At 61.3% G+C, this 17,683-nt stretch carries 11 protein-coding genes; 6 read left to right on the top strand and 5 right to left on the bottom strand.

Translation table 11 applies throughout. From position 1 onward, the window contains the following. Window positions 1-47: 47 nt before the first annotated feature. The 5 genes from AC07OF_RS15355 to AC07OF_RS15335 form a co-directional block, all read right to left on the bottom strand. Window positions 48-1,478, bottom strand: a complete 1,431-nt coding sequence (locus AC07OF_RS15355; protein ID WP_495073103.1) for a sigma-54-dependent transcriptional regulator — start codon at window positions 1,476-1,478, stop codon at window positions 48-50. Further along, window positions 1,447-2,943: a sensor histidine kinase gene (locus AC07OF_RS15350; RefSeq protein ID WP_157192410.1), complete on the bottom strand. Its 1,497-nt coding sequence runs from the start codon at window positions 2,941-2,943 to the stop codon at window positions 1,447-1,449. Before AC07OF_RS15350 ends, AC07OF_RS15355 begins: the two co-directional genes overlap by 32 nt. Before the next feature lie 107 nt (window positions 2,944-3,050). After that, entirely contained in the window at window positions 3,051-4,031 is a 981-nt protein-coding gene (locus tag AC07OF_RS15345; RefSeq protein ID WP_157192409.1) for an SCO family protein, read from the bottom strand. Window positions 4,032-4,048: 17 nt separating this feature from the next. After that, window positions 4,049-6,832, bottom strand: a complete 2,784-nt coding sequence (locus tag AC07OF_RS15340) for a multicopper oxidase domain-containing protein (RefSeq protein WP_476447231.1) — start codon at window positions 6,830-6,832, stop codon at window positions 4,049-4,051. A 188-nt stretch (window positions 6,833-7,020) separates the two neighbouring features. Further along, window positions 7,021-8,478 carry a sensor histidine kinase gene (locus AC07OF_RS15335; RefSeq protein WP_157192407.1) on the bottom strand — a complete coding sequence of 486 codons (1,458 nt, stop codon included), beginning with the start codon at window positions 8,476-8,478 and terminating at the stop codon, window positions 7,021-7,023. A 238-nt stretch (window positions 8,479-8,716) separates the two neighbouring features. On the opposite strand from AC07OF_RS15335, the gene AC07OF_RS15330 reads away from it, so the two are divergent. From AC07OF_RS15330 to AC07OF_RS15305, 6 genes are all read left to right on the top strand, one after another. Continuing rightward, complete coding sequence (locus AC07OF_RS15330) at window positions 8,717-10,063, top strand: hypothetical protein (RefSeq protein ID WP_157192406.1); 1,347 nt, start codon at window positions 8,717-8,719, stop codon at window positions 10,061-10,063. 35 nt (window positions 10,064-10,098) lie between these two features. After that, window positions 10,099-12,330, top strand: coding sequence for an Ig-like domain-containing protein (locus AC07OF_RS15325; protein WP_157192405.1), 2,232 nt, complete (start codon window positions 10,099-10,101; stop codon window positions 12,328-12,330). A gap of 18 nt (window positions 12,331-12,348) precedes the next feature. Continuing rightward, the gene (locus tag AC07OF_RS15320) at window positions 12,349-12,822 is read left to right on the top strand and encodes a curlin (protein ID WP_038610449.1); all 474 of its coding nucleotides are present in this window, start codon (window positions 12,349-12,351) and stop codon (window positions 12,820-12,822) included. A gap of 17 nt (window positions 12,823-12,839) precedes the next feature. Next, a complete protein-coding gene (locus AC07OF_RS15315) occupies window positions 12,840-14,285 on the top strand; it encodes a curlin (protein WP_157192404.1) in 1,446 nt (481 codons plus the stop codon). A gap of 305 nt (window positions 14,286-14,590) precedes the next feature. Next, the gene (locus tag AC07OF_RS15310) at window positions 14,591-16,837 is read left to right on the top strand and encodes a FepA family TonB-dependent siderophore receptor (protein WP_495073102.1); all 2,247 of its coding nucleotides are present in this window, start codon (window positions 14,591-14,593) and stop codon (window positions 16,835-16,837) included. Between the two features lie 232 nt (window positions 16,838-17,069). Further along, entirely contained in the window at window positions 17,070-17,681 is a 612-nt protein-coding gene (locus AC07OF_RS15305) for a response regulator transcription factor (RefSeq protein ID WP_157192402.1), read from the top strand. Window positions 17,682-17,683: the final 2 nt, after the last annotated feature.

Here is a 17,683-nt window from a genome sequence, read left to right as displayed (position 1 = left end):
GGCCCGCTCCCACCGGAATCTGTGGGAGCGGGCTTGCCCCGCGATGATCACCACTGCCGCTTATCCGGCCGGGTCAGCCCAAGCTTTTCGATCCGGTAACGCAACATATCCCGGCTCAACCCCAAAAGCCGCGCCGATTTGGTGACATTCCAGTCGGTACGGTCAAGCATCTTGCGCACCATCTCGCGCTCCACCTCAGGCAAGCTGGTGGAAGCCGGAACCTCAGCACTGCCATGATGGTTGTCATGATACGCCGGCGCCGGCATCTCAAACGGCTCATCGACCAGGCTCATGCAGACATTGAGCTGATGCGGCGCAATCTCCTCGTTAGGCGCAAGCAATACCGTCTGCTCAAGCATATTGCGCAGTTCCCGCACGTTGCCCGGCCAGCTATAGTTGAGCAGCAGCTCCTCAGCCTCCGGGCTGAAATACAGGTGCGACTTGCCATAGCGCTTGCCATGCAGGGCGAGGAAGTGCCGGGCCAGCAGCAGGATGTCTTCACCCCGGGCATACAACCTCGGGACCTTGATCGAGATGATGCGCAGGCGAAAGAACAGGTCACGGCGAAACTTGCCCTGTTGCACCATCTGCTCCAGGTTGCAGTTGGTGGCACTGATGATGCGCAGATCGACCTTGCGTTCCTTCACCGCGCCAATCCGGCGAATGGTCCGGTCTTCCAGCAACTTCAGCAGCTTGGCCTGCAGGATCAGGTCCATTTCCCCGATTTCGTCGAGAAACAGCGTGCCGCCATCCGCCGCCTCCACCAGGCCGACCCGGCGGTCCTTGGCATCGGTGAACGCGCCCTTCTCATGGCCAAACAGCTCCGCCTCCAGCAGGTTGGCCGGAATCGAGGCGCAGTTGAACTCGATAAACGGCCCCTTGCTGCGTGCGCCGTCAAAATGCAGGGCTCGGGCCACCAGTTCCTTGCCCGTACCGGTCTCGCCTTCCACCAGCACCGGCGGCAAATCACCGCTGGCCATGCGTCGTTCGGCATCGAGCAACTGCGTCAGCGTGTGCTTGAGCCCGAGCATCGCCGGCGACTCGCCGATCAGCGACTGGCCACCGGATTTTTGTGCTTCGCGCTCCTGGTAGAACGACAGCGTACGTTCCATGCGCTCGGCCGCCAGGGCTTTGTCGAGCATCAGTTTGAGTTCGGCCAGCACCACCGGTTTGGTCAGGTAGTGAAAGGCGCCCTCCTTCATCGCCAGCACGGCATCTTCGACGTTGCCGTAGCCGGTCATCATGATCACCTTGAGCTCCGGCGCCCGCTCGGCCAAGGCCTTGATCAACTCATGACCGTTCATGCCCGGCAACGAGTTGTCGGTCAGCACCGCATCGGGTTGACACTTGGGCAGTTGCTCCAGCGCCTCCTCGGCGCTATGACAAACCGTGACCTCGAACCCTTTGCGCTCTAGATAGGTCTGGATATTCTCAGCAAGGATTTCATCATCCTCCACCACCAGGATGCTCTGCTCCATGATCCCCTCCCGCTGCAACATTGAAAATCAGGCATACGCGGGTTCCTTCCTCTTCGCGACTGGTCAGGCTGACCGCGCCGCCGAAACGCTCCATTATTCGTTTGACCAACACCAGACCGACGCCCAGGCCGCCCTGTTTGGTGGTGAAAAAAGGTTTGAAAACCATTCGCTCCTGTTGCTGGCTCATGCCTTTGCCAGTATCACTCAAGGTTAGCTGGACCTTGCCTTCGCCGGTCAGCTCAAGCACCTCGAGGGTCAACCGGCCACCGCCTGGCATCGCCTCAAGGGCGTTGGAAAACAGGCTGTTGAGGATCTGCGTGAGCAATACCGGCTGGCTCACCACCAACGCTGACGGCGGCGTGCTGACTTGCAACTGCACCTTGTTGCGCTCGGTCTGCTGGGCAAAGGCGCTGCAGGTGTCTTCAACCGCCGCAATCAGGTCAACGGCTTCGGCATCGTCCTTCAACGGCCGCAACGACACCAGTAGCTCACGCACCCAACGCGACATACGGTCAACCTGATTGATGATGTCGCCGATGTTTTTCTGCGAGCGCTCACTGGCAATTTCCTGAGCCAGTTCAGCACTGGAGCGGATGGTGGCCAACGGATTGCGCAAGCTGTGGGCCACCGCCGAGGACATCTCGCCAAGGGCGACAAAGGTTTCGCTGGCCACCAGCTTGGTCTGTTGCGCATGCAGCAAGCCCGCCGCACGGCGCACGATCCAGAACAGGCCGAAGTAGATCAGCGCGCCGCCAAGCAAGGTCGACGTCCAGATCAGCACATAGCCACGCTGAATGCGCCGCACCAGGTCCTGCGGCTCCTTGTACACCTCCACCATCGACAGCACCTGAGTGCCACTCTCGTCGAACATCGGGATGTAGTTCTCGATGAACAGGTACTCCGGCTCACGCTGGAACTTCTGTTCTTCGCGGTCTTCATCGGCCTTGTGGTAACTGGCCGATACCGGTACTTGCGAATGGAACGACTCGTCGAGGTCGTCATCGCCGACGATCTTCTGACCAATCAGCAACGGGTTGGTGGACCAGACAATGGTCCGGTCCAGGGCATAGACATTGGTCAACAGGGTGTCGGGCAAGTGCTCGACGTGGTCGAGGAACTCGATACGCGTGGACGCCGCCAGGTCGGCGCTGATCCCTGGGTGCTGCTTGTCCATCCGCGGATCAAGCAGTTGCGCCATGGTGGTGCCCGGCGGAATCCGTGAATGGCGCACCTCGGCCTTGGCCATGGCCTGGATGAACTGCGCGGTGAGCATGGCATCACGTTCGACGCTGTCTTCGACCACAAATTGCGTCGAGACATAGCCCAGTCCTACCGCCACCGAGGCGATGATCAGCAGACTGACCACAGAAAACCAGCGCAACAGGTTGAACTCGCGCAAGGTCCGGTCAGGTGAAGCCTGGTTTGGGTGGCCCTCATCGGCCAGTTTCTTGTTCAGCACCTGCATCGATCGTTCCTGGCGGGCTGTTTTTTTCTTACAACTTATAGCCCAGCCAGGTGACGACGTTTGGAATCAATACTAATGGCCAGTCGCCCACTGATAGTATTTTGCCTTTACTGCGCGCTGCCCGCCCCGTCGTTCGCTGCGTGCGCCTGCTTCAGCGTCCCCTGACGCTCGGTTTCCTGCTGAAGAAATTCAAGCAGGTTGTCGGCATCCTGCTGGTTCAGACGCAGGTTGGGCATGGCCACCCGGTTGAACTGCTGATAGAGCATCACCGCCAAAGCATCGCGCTCCGCCAGCATGCGATCAGGCTCACGAATCCAGCGGCTCAGCCAGGCCCGCTCGCGGCGCTGGGTGACGCCGAGCAGATCCGGTCCGACGCTGCGCATGCCGATGCCTTGGCCATCTTCCGGGCCCAGGCTGTGACAAGCAGCGCAGCGCGTGCGAAACAGCTCCTCGCCGCTGCTGGGTGGGCGAATATCCGGCGCCTGGGCATAGCTTTGCTCGGCACTGGGGGTCTTCCAGTTCTGCAGGCTGTTGGCCAACTGGTCGGCGAGGATCCAGGGGTTTTCGAACGGCGAGGCCTTCATCCAGCGCCCGGTTGCCTGGTTGCCGACAATCAGGCTCAGGTTGTGGTCGCGGCTGCGGCCATTGTCGACCCCTTCGATGAACAGGCCCAGGCGCCGACGCAACTGGTCGATCTGATCCTTGTCACCGGTCAGAAAACGCCAGCCCGGTCCGACCTTGAACCGGGCGGCGTAGGCCTTGAGCACTTCAGGGGTGTCACTGAGCGGGTCGATGCTGATCGAATAGAAAAACACATCACGCCCGACTCTATCCCCCAGCAGTTGCTGGACCTGGCGCAAACGTGCGGTTTCCAGCGGACAGGAGTCGCCGCAGCCGGTGAAGATGAAGTTGATCACCACCACCTTGTCCTTGATCAGGTCATCGAAAAAGTGCACCTGTTGTCCGTCCTGATCCGTCAGTGGTGTGTTCGGAAAATACCCCTCCCCCCAGGGCGTGGCGTCTTCTGCCAGCACCTGGAAGGTCCAGCACAGCAATGCCGTGCCTAGCCAGATTGATAAACGCCCCATGGCCCACTCCCCCTCGGCTAGTTGCTGATCTTGACTTGCGGGCCCTTGCCATCCCCGCTGCGCCAGGTCGGCAGCGCGGCGGAATTGATGTACTTGACGCCGTCCCAGCTGGGCAGTGGCGTGGGCATCAGTTGCAACTGGCCGGGATGCTCGATGTCCCAGCGCAACAGCATCGAGTTGTCCTCATGCTGGGTGTTGTGACAGTGCTCCATGTAGGTCCCGGCGAACTCGCGGAAGTTGATCGCCACTTCGACGTTATCCAGGCCGTCACTTTCGCTGCCGATGCGGTAGACGTCCTTGCGCGCCCATTTTTCCCATTCCGGAGGGGCCTTGCCGCCGCGGCTGAGGATGATGCCTTCCTCGAAGTGCACATGCACCGGATGGCTCCAGCCATTGCCGCCGTTCTGGATCTTCCACACTTCCAGGGTGCCGACGCCGGCGTAACCGCCATCCGTGGGCCCGCTGGCCAGCTGTGGCGCGGCACTGAGCCGGCGCGGGTCCATGTTGTAGCCCAGGCCGCCATCGGACTTGATGGTCCACGGCACCTGGTCTGTGCCGTCCGAGCGTCCGAAGACAAAGGTCCGGTGCCGGGCCTGGGCCAGGCGTGCCAGATCGGCCGGGTTATCACGGTGCAGCTTGAGCGGGATCATGATTTTGCCTTCGGCCTTGCCCGGTTTGGCCGGCTCATAGGCCGCCGGGTCCATGGCCAGGTCCTGGCCGCTGTAGGCTTTGACGTTGAGTTGCAGGACCTTGCCCACCGCAGGGTCACCCCTGTCCCATTGCGGGCCCTTGCTGGTCTGTTTGATCACCGCCAGGTACTTCTCCGACAGCACGTCAGCCAAGGGGATGTCCTCTTTCGGACCTTTACCGGTGTCGTGCGCCTTGAGATTGACGAAGAACAGTTTGTCGCCCGGTTTGATTCCGTTTTTGGCGAAGTTGACGATGATGTCGAAACGCTCGGCGATCCCCTGGGTCGGCAGAATCGCGTTGTGGTTCTGGCGGTCGCCGTCGGCATCCAGGTCCATGCTGCCGTCAAACGGCACCGAGTGTTCCATGATGTTGCCGTCGTTGGCGATCATGTGGAACGGCACCCGCGCATACGACAGGCCCGAACCCTTGGGCCCGGCGAACTCACCGCCACTGCCCTTGATCTCGCGCACCAGCGCCAGTTTGAAGTAGCGTGATACCGAGCCGTTGAGAATCCGCAGGCGGTAACTGCGCGCGCGCACGTCGAGGTACGGTTTGTACTGCCAGTTGACCAGCACCTGGTCACCGAGAAAGCCGTCGGTGTTGAACGGGTTGAACCACAGCTGGCCGTCCGCCCCCCAGGCCTTGTCGGCGATCAGCAGGTTGACGTCATAGTCGCGGTTACCCCAGGACAAGGCCGAGCCGCTGGGCAAGCGCAGGTTGACGCCGTCTTCGAAGGCTTCGTTGCCGCGATCCAGGGCGCTGTAATAGTTCATCATCGCCGCGTTGCCCTTGTAGACGTTCTGCGCGGTGAAATCGAGCATGTGGTCGTGAAACCAATGGGTGCTCATGGTTTCGCGCCAGTCGCCACGGATACGGATGCTGCCGTTGTTACAGGTTTTAAGGCCCGGCTCAGCGTCGTTGACCCACAGTTTTTCGCCGGGCGTGCACGGGAACGCCGCCCGCGGATCTTCGGCGCGGGTGTTGATGCTGTCGTAACCGGCCAGCTGGATCGGCCAGCGGTAGTCGTAATACTGCCCGGGAAAGAAAAACGCGTTGGCATAACCGTCGCTTTCCGCCGGCGCGTGCCCGTTGTGCTCATGGGTGCTGATGGTGTGCAAGCCAAAGCCGTGGTTGGCGGCCGGATCAATCGGCAAAGCGTTGTAGTGACGCATCAACAGCGGCTGGCCGTAACGCACCATCAACAGCTTGGCTGGCAGGGTGCCGTCGAAGGTCCATAGCGATTTGTGATCCTGCAGGGGCATGTTGGGATGAAAGCGCGTGTCGACGCCTTTGGTCGTGCCCAGAGTGTTGGCCTGCCCGGCAGTGTTGTAATACAGGCCACCGGGGCCGAATTCACCGACGCTGTAGTGGTGCATCTGCATCGCATCACGCAGCCCGCCGTTGATCCGTGCGCCGGCCTGCGCAGTCTTGTACGCCGCTTGCGGGTAGAACTCGTTCCAGCGCTGGTGCGACCAGCCTTTTCCTGGTGGCCGGCCTTCGGCGGAAGCGCCGATATGGCGATTGAGAAACCCCTCGATCTGCACTTGCCAGGGGTTGCGATCGACCACATTGGCATACTGGCTGGGATACGGGGTCAGCCCTGGCTCTTTGAGAAAGGCATCGAGCAGTGGCCCGTTAGGTGCACTGCGCGACACATTGACAGGGTCCTGCTGCGGCGCGGGCCCGGTGCTGGGCGCGGGAAACACCTGTAGACCAGACGGGGTGGTGGGGTCCAGACGGGTCGGACCGAATTCTTCGAACAGCAACAGCTGTTGACTGAAAGGCTGAGCGCCGAACATCGGGCTCGGGGCACCGTTGGTGGGGTAGTTGAAGGAAGTCTGCAATGCCGGTGGCCGAGAGTTGTCCTGACGCGGCGTATTACGGTCGCCTTCGACACCATCCGGCAGGTCGAAGGCACCGACATTGGCCTCCGGCAGCAGGCGCAGGTTGTTCAAGGCAGTAGCAGGATCGGCGGGCACATCGTTGTAAGCCGACGGATCTCCCGGCTCCGGCTGCTCGACATCGTCAATCGGACTGGCAGGCACTTCAGCCGCCAGCAGCAATGCCAGAGCGGCGCTCAGGCACAGGGGGTAATGCACACGCTTGCTCATGATCTTTCACCCAGTGTTTGCCAACCGGTAATGTCGAAGTGCAATTACCCGGCCAAAACTGTTTCAAGATATGTACAAGCTAGTTATCAATGACTTAGCAGCAAAATCTGTCAGTGTTTGTTAAGAAAAAATGGGGGAAACCTCCCCCAGATTCGGGTTTCACCAGCACCACTACCTTCAGCCCGACACTACTCCCGGGCCACGCGAAAGCTCAGCTGCACACGCGTGCCCTCGCCTTCGCGGCTGCTCAGGCGCACCGTGCCGCCAAAGCGCTCCATAATCCGTTTGACCAGCACCAGCCCTACGCCCAGGCCACCCTGCTTGGTGGTGTAGAACGGCCTGAAGGCCATGCGCAATTGCTCGTCGGTCATACCCTTGCCACTGTCACACAGGCGCAAGGTCAGGGTTTTTCGGCTTTGGCGAACCTGTTCAACACGCAACGTCCCACCGTCGCTCATGGCTTCCAGGGCATTGGCAATCAGGCTGTTGAAGATCTGCCCGAGCAAAACTGCCTGGCTGAGCACCTGGACATTGGCCAGCGGGTCAACCTGGACCTCGACGCCCTGGCGCCTGAGTTGCAGCGAGAACGCCTGCAGGCTGTCCTGCAGCACCCGCTCCAGTTCCACCGCCTGCGCTTCGTCATTGAGCGGGCGTAACGACTGCAGCAATTGGCGCACCCAGTGCGACATGCGATCGACCTGGCTGATGATGTCGCCAATGTTCTTCTGCGCCGGCCCTTCCTCGACCTCCTGAGCCAGTTCGGCACTGGAGCGAATGCTGGCAAGCGGGTTGCGCAGGCTGTGCGCCACCGCCGAAGACATCTCCCCCAGCGCGACAAAGGTTTCGTTGTTGATCAGACGCTTTTGCTGCTGCTGCAGGTGCCGGTTGGCACGGTACATCAGCCAGTACAGGCCGCCATAGACCAGTGCAGCCCCCACTGCGACAGCCATCCAGATCATCAGCAGGCCGTGCTCGATACGCCCGATCAGGTCACGGGGTTCCTTGTAGATTTCAACCATGGCGGTGACGTTCACACCGTCAGCATCGAACAGTGGAATGTAGTTTTCGATGAACAAGCTCTCAGGGGGGGTGATGAATTTCTGTTCGGCGCGCGCCTGATCGACGTTGTGGTAACTGGCCGAGACCCGCACTTTGTTATCGAAGGCGTGATCAAGGTCTTCGTCCGACTCGATCATCCGGCCAACCAACGCCGGGTTGCTTGACCAGATCACCGTGCGGTCCGGGGCATAGATGTTAGCCAGGAGCATGTCGGGCAAGTGGGCAACATGATCAAGAAACTCACCGCGAGCATTGCGCCGCGCCTCGGGGTTGACCTCGGGAAAGCTCTGGTCCAGCCGTGGATCGAGCAGTTCGCCCATGGTCCGCACATTGGGAATGGACACATGGCGTACTTCGGCCGATGCAATGGACTGGATGAACTGCGCAGTGAGCAGCGCATCGCGCTCGACGCTTTCGTTGATCACGAAGCGGCTGGAAATCAGCCCCAGTCCTACGGCCACCGAGAGGATGATCGCCAGACTGACGAACGCATACCAACGCAACAGGTTGAACGGCCGCTTGGCTGGCGCTTGGTCATGCGCGGCTTCGTGTACGGAGGGTGAATCCAGGCGTGATTGCAAGTCCATCGCGAACTCCTGGCAAATGACTTCTTAGGTTATAGCCCAGTTGCTTCCACTTGCCCCGCAAGCTTGCCCCAATTGCCCCCAACCCTGGGTCATCGGCCCCGCCATTACTTGCCTCCAACAGCACGAAATTTCCTTGCAAGGCGCGCCGTAGAAGGCTTTTAAAAAACTGGTACGGAAGTTGCCGAGCCCTGTGCAGACGACCCAACCCCCATGGGCCCGATTGCAAGAGGGAAGACTCATGCACCGTCCAACGCCCCACCCACTGGCTTTGCTGATCCTGGCTAGCCTGACTCAAGCGCCGGCTCAGGCCGCGCTCTTTGAAGTAGACCCCGGCCCTTACCTGCCGGCAACTGGTGGATTCGCCGCTTGGTACCAGGACACCCACGGCCGGGTGCTCGACCTATGCTTGTCCAAGGCTGTCAGTTCGCGGGTGGCCGGCGCTCCCGGCGCGCCCTCGTACATGTGTGTACTGAACCCCGCACCCGGGGTGTTCGACGACACCCAGCCGATCAGCTTTCCCACCAACTACCCCGACGAGACCTTCTGGTTCACTGCCGACGCGGCAATTGTCGACGCAGCACGCGGGATTGACTTGAGCTACGGCACCGCCATCGAGGCCGCCTTCGCCGCCGAAGATGTGGTTGATGGCGATCAGGTCAGTTTCGCCCGGGTACGGATTCGTGTCGATGTACCGACAGCAGGCACTTACATCGTCACTCACCCCTACGGTGTCGAAGTGTTCGATGTCCCTGCGGGCGGCACGCGGGCGATCAACATGACCCGCGACATCGGCATCGGCTCGCCACAAACCTACACCGGTGCGCTCAAAGGCGATGTCGGCCCGTTCCTGCGTGGTGTCGGTGGTCCTTACACTGAGACCAATCCGCAATCCGGTGCCAGCGAGCGTTACATCGGCGACCCGAACCTCAATGAGGCGGTGACCGGCAGCCCGTTCAACACCAACTTCGTACGCATCGAAGGGCCCAATGGCCTGGACCTGCGCACCACACTGTTCTCGGTCTCCGGCAAGCTCTCTGAGGTCGTGCGGCCAACGCCGGTGATTGCCCAGCGCAGCACGTTCTCGCGCCACAGCGAAAACGGCGACCTGCGCGCCCAGCAGGATGTCTTCGTGCAGGCTCCGCCGCCACCGGGCACCGCCGCTCTGATCAGTCAGACCCCGAACCTGAACCTCACCGAAGCCAACTCCACCGGTGCCTGGTATGGCCAGTCGGCCCTCAACCCGACACTGCCGTTGACCCTGCAGGTAACCGCCGACAACCAGTTGGCGATCCCCAGCAGCACCCCGACCACGCTGAGCCTGCCGTTGACCGACCTGGTCGTGATCCAGCGCGCCGAGTACAGCCTGAATGCCGGAGAACTGACCCTGGTCGCCTCGACCAGCGACGAAACCAGCCCACCGTCGCTCACCGCCACCACCGGCAACGGCGCGCTCATCGGCACCTTGAGTGGCACTGGCGCGGTCAAGACACTCACCGCCGGACAAACGCCACTGCCACCGGCCACGGTCACGGTGACCAGCGCCTATGGCGGTAGCGACAGCGAAGAAGTGGTGCTCGTGCCATGAACATCATTACGCCACGTCCCGTAGCAGGAGGCAGCATGAATAACTGGCCACGCCTGGCGCTCTGCGCAGCCGGGCTTTCCCTCTCGCTGGCCGGCACTGCCTGGGCCGGCCTCAAAGCGGTCGATCCGGGCCCCTACACCCTGGCCACCGGGCGTTACCCGATGTGGTACCAGGACCACAACGACCTGTCCATGGAGCTGTGCCAGTCAAGAGCGGCGAGTTCGCGGGTGCCGGTATCGGTACCACCGGCCTACATGTGTACGCTGCTGCCTGAGCCTGGTATCTACGATGATGCCCTGCCGCTGGTGTTCCCCGATAACTGGCCACCGGAGATGTTCTGGTACCTGGCTGAAACCTCGATTCCGGCAGTGGGCAACAGCGGCTATGAGATGGATGTTTATGTCGCCGGCATCGAAGCGGCGTTTGCCAGCGAGAACCCGATCGACGGCGACCAGCAGAGCTTTGCCCGGATCCGCATTCGTGTCTCGGTGCCCCAGGCCGGCACCTATGTGATCACCCACCCCTACGGTGTCGAAACAGTCAACGTCACCACGCCCGGTCGGCGCGCAATCAATATCACCCGTGACATCGGCATCGGTGCTCCGGGCGATTTCAGCGGTGTGCTCAAAGGTGCCTTGGGGCCGTTCCTGCGCGGCGTCGGGGGGCCTTACACCGAGATCAACCCGGATACCAGCGCCAGCGAAACCTTCATCGGCGACCCGAACATCACTGAAGCGGTCATCGGCAGCCCGTTCAACACCAACTATGTGGAGATCAAAGGGCCGGCCGGCACCATCCGCACCGACGTTTTCACCGTGTCCGGCAAGGTGCTCGATGCCCGCAAACAGACCCCTGCAGAGCTTGAACGCGCCAGCTACCGGCGTACTTCAGACGGTACCCGGGTAGAGGTGTTTGCCAAGGCACCGAACAACGCCACCCTGTGCTTTCGCGAAACCCTGGCACTGGTCCCCGGCACCCCGGCTTCGCCTTGCCAGTTCAACCTGTTGCCTGACAACAACGGCCTGTTCTTCGCTCACCGCTTGAGCCCTGGCGCGCCACCACCGGTGATCGTGGTCACCGCCACCGACCCTAGCGGGGCTACCCGCCCCACCGCGCTGTCGCGCAAGCTCAGCGATGTGGTCAAAGTCACCACTGCGCGTTACGACTGGGCCAACAAACGCCTGCGGATCGAAGCCAGCTCCAGCGACGAAGTACAGGTGCCCGACCTGGTCGCCCAGGGCTATGGCCGCCTGTCCAAGTCCGGCACCGTGCAAAGCCTGACGGTCAATGGCCTGGCACAGCCTCCGGCCAGTGTCACGATCAAATCCGCCGCCGGTGGCAGTGATACCGAAGCGGTGGTGATCGTCGGCAATGCGCCGGTCGAAGCCGAGAACCAGGCGCCGGTGGCCGTTGCGGATCAGGGCAGCACCAGCTTCGGCGTGCCGCTGACCCTGAACCTGCTGAGCAATGACCGCGACCCGGACAACAACGTGCCGCTGAGCATCGCCGACCTTACCCAGCCGGACGCTGGCCTGGGCAGCGTTGCCCTCAGCGGCAGTGCTGCCGTGCTCTATACCCCACCACCAGTGGTCAACGGGCCGATGACCGCCACTTTCACCTACCGGGCCCAGGACAACAAAGGGCTGAAGTCGCAGGTGACCGCGGTGACCATCAACGTCGCCCCGAACCAGGCGCCAACGGTGGTCAACGACACCGCTGCAACCCTGGGTGTCGCCCTGCCGATCAACGTCTTGCTCAACGACAGTGATCCGGAAGGCAACACGCCTCTGGCGGTCAACAGCGTGTCGCAACCTGTGGACGGCCGCGGCTCGGTGAGCACCGATGGCAACCTGGTCACCTACACCCCACCGGCAACGATCCCGGCGCCGTTCACCACCAGCTTCACCTACATCGCCCGCGACAGCCTCGGGGCCCTGTCGACACCTGCCACCGTCACGGTACAGGTCTCGCCACGGCCGGCGGCAGAAACCTTCGCCGTCACCACCGCGACCGTCACCGCGCGCTCCAACAACCGCTACAACTGGGACCTCTCCGGCACTTCGTCGGTGACCACCGGTAACACCGTCACCGTGCAGGTCACCACCCCGACCGGGCTGGTCACTCTGGGCAGTACCACGGTACCGCTGACCGGACGCTGGCGGCTGACGGTGAGCAACAGCACCACGGTGATCCCGACCGCAGCACCGTCGGCGACCATCCGCACCAGCCAGGGCACTGTCCGTACCGTGCCGGTCAACGTGCAGTAGAACGCAGGAGAAATGACCATGGCGCGCCTGACCACCTTGCTGCTGTGCCTGACCTTGCTCGGTCAGGCCGCCCTGGCCGACGACTTGATGGACAACGCCGACCTCGGCCCCGGTGGCGACCTGGGTGAACCGCTGTCGCTGCAACCGCTACCGGCCAGCACCGGGCAGCAGGCGCAGATCGAGCAGAACGGCCAGGCCAACCGCGCCGCTATCGGCCAGGACGGTCAGGCCCTGCTGGGCCGTATCGTGCAGTCGGGCGGTGCGCAGGAGGCGTACATCCTGCAACAAGGCAACGACCTTATGGCCAGCATCAACCAACAAGGCTATGGCAACAGTGCCTCGATTGCTCAGAGCGGCAGCAACAACCGCGCAAACATCGAGCAATACGGCAACAGCAATAGCGCCAGCATCAAACAGGACGGCACCGGGCTGCAAAGCTCGGTGGTCCAGGCCGGCAACGGCCAGCGTGTGCAAGTCAACCAATACCGTTGAAACCTGGAGGCACCACCATGTTCAAGCTCGCTCCCTTAAGCGCCGCCATCGTACTGTGCCTTGCAGGCCAGGCGATTGCCGATGAAAGCCTGTCGACCCAGAACCAGTCGGGTACCGAAAACATCGCAGAGGTCAAACAGACCGCTGCCCCGCTCAGTGTCACCACCCAGGACCAGGTTGGCCTGGGCAACAACCACGCCGCCAAGCAGGAAGGTGGCAACAGCAATATCCAGCAGAGCACCACCGGTGAATACAACGCCGGTTACGCCGAGCAACTGTTCGAGTTCGGCAGCCAGATCAAACAGCAATCGTCCGGGTCGCTGAACAACACCCATGCCAGCCAGTCCCTGGGCACCGAAAACGAAGCCGAGCAAACCCAGGAAGGCAGTGGCAACTTCTCGTTCGTCTACCAGGACACCCAGACCGGCAGCACCGGCACTACGGTGCAGTACGGTAACGATAACCGCGCCTTCGTCGAACAACTGATCAGCGGCGCTGCCAACAACGCCTTGAGTATCCAGACCGGTACCGACAACTACAGCGCCGCCGAACACATCAACCATAACGACGGCCAGATCGGCATCTATCAGACCGGTGAAAGCAACTGGGCCTATGGCGACCAGCGCGAGGGTCAGGGTGGCACCGTCACCATTACCCAGAACGGCACCGGCAACTCCACTGAAGTCTGGCAGGACACTCAGGCGGGCAGCCATGCAACGGTAACGCAATATGGCATGACCAACGAAGGCGTGATCGACCAGAGTTTTGGCGAAAACAACATCGCCAGCATCTTCCAGAGCGGCAACCTCAATGCCATCTATGCCGACCAGTACGAATCGACAGGTTCGCTGTCGACCCTGGCACAGTCAGGTAACGGCAACGTCAGCTTCACCTACCAGACCGGCGACAACCATGTGCTGGAAGTCACCTCCAACGGCACCGGCAACAAGGTGCTGGCCAGCAACTGGAAAGGCGACAAGACCGGTGGCCAGTTCGGCACCAGCCAGACCGCGGTGATCAACCAGAACGGTAACGGCAACAGCGCCAACCTGACCCAGAAGGACGTCGCGCAAATGGCACGGCTGGACCAGTACGGCACCGGCAACACCGCCGAAGTGACCCAGATCGAAAACAACAACGAGCTGTACTTTGAACAGAACGGCACTGACAACCTGCTGATCGCCGATCAACGCGGTACCACCAACTACGCCACCGGCTCCAGCGCTGGCGAGAGCAACGTTGTCAAGCTGGACCAGTCCGGCACTGGCAACCAGAGCTCCACCTGGCAGCTGTACGGTGACCACAACAGCGCCACCATCAAACAGACCGAAGGCGTCAACGTCGCCTACGTGACTCAAGGTGGCTCCTACAACCAGGCATCGGTCGACCAGAGCGGCGCGAGCATGAACGCGACCGTCCAGCAGTATGGCTACGGCAACCAGGCCACTGTGTTGCAGCAATAGCATCACCGCCGGCTTGTACCAGCGGCGGTGCAACTTGCCCGACGATTTTGCTCACCGGATTTTCCCGCTTGGCCGCAGTTACCGATGGGGGTGACTGCGGTCCTTTTTCCTCTCCCCCAGGCGTCTGTTTGCCCACCCTCCCCGCCAGAACCCTCGACTCAGAGCCTTCGCTTTCGCCCCCTTAATATTTTATTTCTCGCCTGAACGCTTTACATGTAAATGCTAATCCTTATCATTCTCGACGCCTTGAGCAAGGCCTGTCAGTCCCGGGCCCTGCTCACCCTTTGTTCAAGGAGACATTTGACATGGCGTCGCGCTTCAACCTCAGCCCCTTGAGTATTGCCTTGCTGGCAACACTGGGCTCCTCGACTCTCACCGCCGCTCCCCTGCAACTGCCCGCCGATGAAGTGCAGATCCAGCCTACCGACCTGCCGGTCGCAGGCACCCGCCAGGCTATAGAGCTGGAAGACACCAAAGTGCTGGGCACCGCCGAAGAGGAGCTCAAACAAGCCCCCGGTGTGTCGATCATCACTGCTGAAGACATCAAGAAGCGCCCGCCGGTCAACGACCTCTCCGACATCATCCGCCGCGAACCCGGGGTCAACCTTACCGGCAACAGCAGCAGCGGTGCGCGCGGCAACAACCGCCAGATCGACCTGCGCGGCATGGGCCCGGAAAACACCTTGATCCTCATCGACGGCAAGCCTTCCACCTCGCGCAATGCCGTGCGTTATGGCTGGAGCGGCGACCGTGACACCCGCGGCGAAACCAACTGGGTACCCGCCGAAGAAGTCGAGCGCATCGAAATCCTGCGCGGCCCGGCCGCCGCTCGCTACGGCTCCGGGGCCATGGGTGGCGTGGTGAACATCATCACCAAACGCCCGACCGAGGACCTGCGCGGTTCCATGACCCTGTACACCATGCTTCCCGAGGACGATGCCGAGGGCACTGGCAAGCGTGTCAACTTCAGCCTCAGCGGGCCGCTGACCGACAGCCTGATCTTTCGCGTGTACGGCAACCTGAACAAGACCGACGCCGATGACATGAAAATCAACTCGGCGCACCAGGCCTATGAAGAGTCCTTGATGGCCGGCCGTGAAGGCGTGCGCAACAAAGACATCAACGGCATGCTGAGCTGGAAGATCGACCCGGCCAACACCGTCGACCTGGAAGCAAGCTACAGTCGCCAGGGCAATATCTTCGCCGGTGACACCATGCTCAACGCCGGTGGCGAATTCGTCGAAAGCCAGGTCGGCAAGGAAACCAACGTCATGCAACGCTCCAGTTTCGCCGCGACCCATCGCGGTGACTACGACTGGGGCACCTCGACCGCATCGCTGTCCTACGACCTGACCCGTAACGGTCGCCTCAATGAAGGCCTGGCCGGCTGGGGTGAAGGTGCCCCCTCAGGCAGTGCCGGGCGCTTTGAATCGCGCCTGCGCAACACCCGCGCCACCGGCGAGGTCAACCTGCCGCTGAGTACGGGCCTTGAGCAAGTGCTGACCCTGGGCGGCGAATACCTTTACGAGTCGCTCAACGACCCAGGCTCGCTGCGCCCGCAAAGCTATGACCCGGGCGCCGAACTGCCAGGCTTCGACCGCTCCCAGACCAAATCCACGGCACGCAGCTTTGCCCTGTACGCCGAAGACAACATCGAAGTCGGCGCCAACACCATCGTCACCCCCGGCCTGCGCTACGACCATCACGAGGACTTCGGCAGCAACTGGAGCCCGAGCCTCAACGCCTCGCACCAGATCACCGAAGCCTTGAGCGTCAAGGGCGGTATCGCCCGCGCCTACAAGACCCCGAACCTGTACCAGGCCAACCCCAATTACCTGCTCTACAGTCGTGGTGGTGGCTGCAACTCCAGTGAGGTCAACGAAGGCGGCTGCTACTTGCTGGGCAACGCCAACCTCGACCCGGAAACCAGCGTCAACAAAGAGCTGGGCCTGGCATACGACAAAGGCACCTGGCGCACCAGCGCCACCTACTTCCGTAACGATTACAAGAACAAGATCGAGGCCGGTAACCAGACCTTGTTCCGCCTGCCCAACGGCCGCCGCATCCTGCGCTGGGAGAATACCGGCAAGGCGGTGGTGCAAGGGGTGGAAGGCAACCTGTTCATCGCGCTCACGCCAAGCCTGGACTGGAACACCAACTTCACCTACATGATCGAATCAGAAGACAAGAAAACCGGCGAACCGCTGAGCATCATCCCGGAGTACACGGTCAACTCGACCCTGGACTGGAATGCCACCGACAAACTCTCGTTCCAGCTCAACGGCACCTACTATGGCAAGCAGGAAGCACCCAGCTACAACGCTCGCGCCAATGAAACACTGGACCCCAAAGTGCAAAAGGACGTCGACCCTTATGGGCTGGTCGGCATCAGCAGTGGCTATGAATTCAACAAGCACCTGAGTGTGCGGGTCGGAGTCAACAACCTGTTCGACAAGCGCCTGTACCGTGAAGGTAATTCTGACGAAGCCGGTGCATTGACCTACAACGAAGCTGGACGAGCCTACTACGCTTCCTTCACTACTTCGTTCTAAAAACCTACAGGGGCCGCACAACACTGTGTCGGCCCTGACTAGATCCAGCCAGACGAAAACTCTTCACGTGTAGGATTTTTCGTCAGCGCTACCCGATAAATTCAACACAACTACACCCCCCGTACTATCGTTCCTTGATTCGACGTATCGTTGGCGCCCTTCCGGCCCAGGCCAGAGCCGCCCTCCTGAATGACTCGGGATTTTGCTTACATACTCGACAAGGAGCTGAACTTTGACCTCTGTGTTGATTGTTGACGACCACTCCACTGTGCGCTTGGCCGTTCGCATGCTGCTTGAACGCGAACACTTCACTGTCGTCGGTGAAGCCCACGACGGTGAAACTGCAGTGCAGATGGCACGGGACCTTCGCCCTGGTGTGGTGATTCTCGACATCGGTCTGCCAGGTATTGATGGCCTGAGCGTATTGAAACGCTTGCAACAACTCGAACCTGCGCCGCGCGTGATGGTGCTGACCGGCCAGCCCGCCAATCTGTTTGCCCGCCGCTGCCTGGACGCCGGTGCTTCAGCCTTCATTCGCAAGGACGAAGACCTCGAAGCCCTGTTGTCGGCATTGAAAGCCATGATCAAGGGCTACTCGGTTTTTCCCGACCTACCGATGCAGCACGGTCCAATGCTGAGCGAACAACAGCGCTTGAAGAAACTTTCCGATCAGGAGTTAGCCGTACTACGGCTGCTGATAGAAGGACAATCGAACAACGCCATCGCTGACTGCATGCACCTGAGTGCGAAAACCGTCAGCACCTACAAAACCCGGATCCTGGACAAACTGGAGCTGCGATCCTTCGTGGAGCTGATCGAACTGTCGCGCCGTCATTCGCTCTGAGC

It is taken from the genome of Pseudomonas sp. GW821-FHT10B02 (genome assembly GCF_059415665.1).
This window is presented reverse-complemented; position numbering and strand designations above follow the sequence as displayed.

Coding starts and splice junctions, on each gene's coding strand:
- AC07OF_RS15355 (WP_495073103.1), bottom strand. CDS start 1,478: ATGGAGCAGAGCATCCTGGTGGTGGAGGATGATGAAATCCTTGCTGAG.
- AC07OF_RS15350 (WP_157192410.1), bottom strand. CDS start 2,943: ATGCAGGTGCTGAACAAGAAACTGGCCGATGAGGGCCACCCAAACCAG.
- AC07OF_RS15345 (WP_157192409.1), bottom strand. CDS start 4,031: ATGGGGCGTTTATCAATCTGGCTAGGCACGGCATTGCTGTGCTGGACC.
- AC07OF_RS15340 (WP_476447231.1), bottom strand. CDS start 6,832: ATGAGCAAGCGTGTGCATTACCCCCTGTGCCTGAGCGCCGCTCTGGCA.
- AC07OF_RS15335 (WP_157192407.1), bottom strand. CDS start 8,478: ATGGACTTGCAATCACGCCTGGATTCACCCTCCGTACACGAAGCCGCG.
- AC07OF_RS15330 (WP_157192406.1), top strand. CDS start 8,717: ATGCACCGTCCAACGCCCCACCCACTGGCTTTGCTGATCCTGGCTAGC.
- AC07OF_RS15325 (WP_157192405.1), top strand. CDS start 10,099: ATGAATAACTGGCCACGCCTGGCGCTCTGCGCAGCCGGGCTTTCCCTC.
- AC07OF_RS15320 (WP_038610449.1), top strand. CDS start 12,349: ATGGCGCGCCTGACCACCTTGCTGCTGTGCCTGACCTTGCTCGGTCAG.
- AC07OF_RS15315 (WP_157192404.1), top strand. CDS start 12,840: ATGTTCAAGCTCGCTCCCTTAAGCGCCGCCATCGTACTGTGCCTTGCA.
- AC07OF_RS15310 (WP_495073102.1), top strand. CDS start 14,591: ATGGCGTCGCGCTTCAACCTCAGCCCCTTGAGTATTGCCTTGCTGGCA.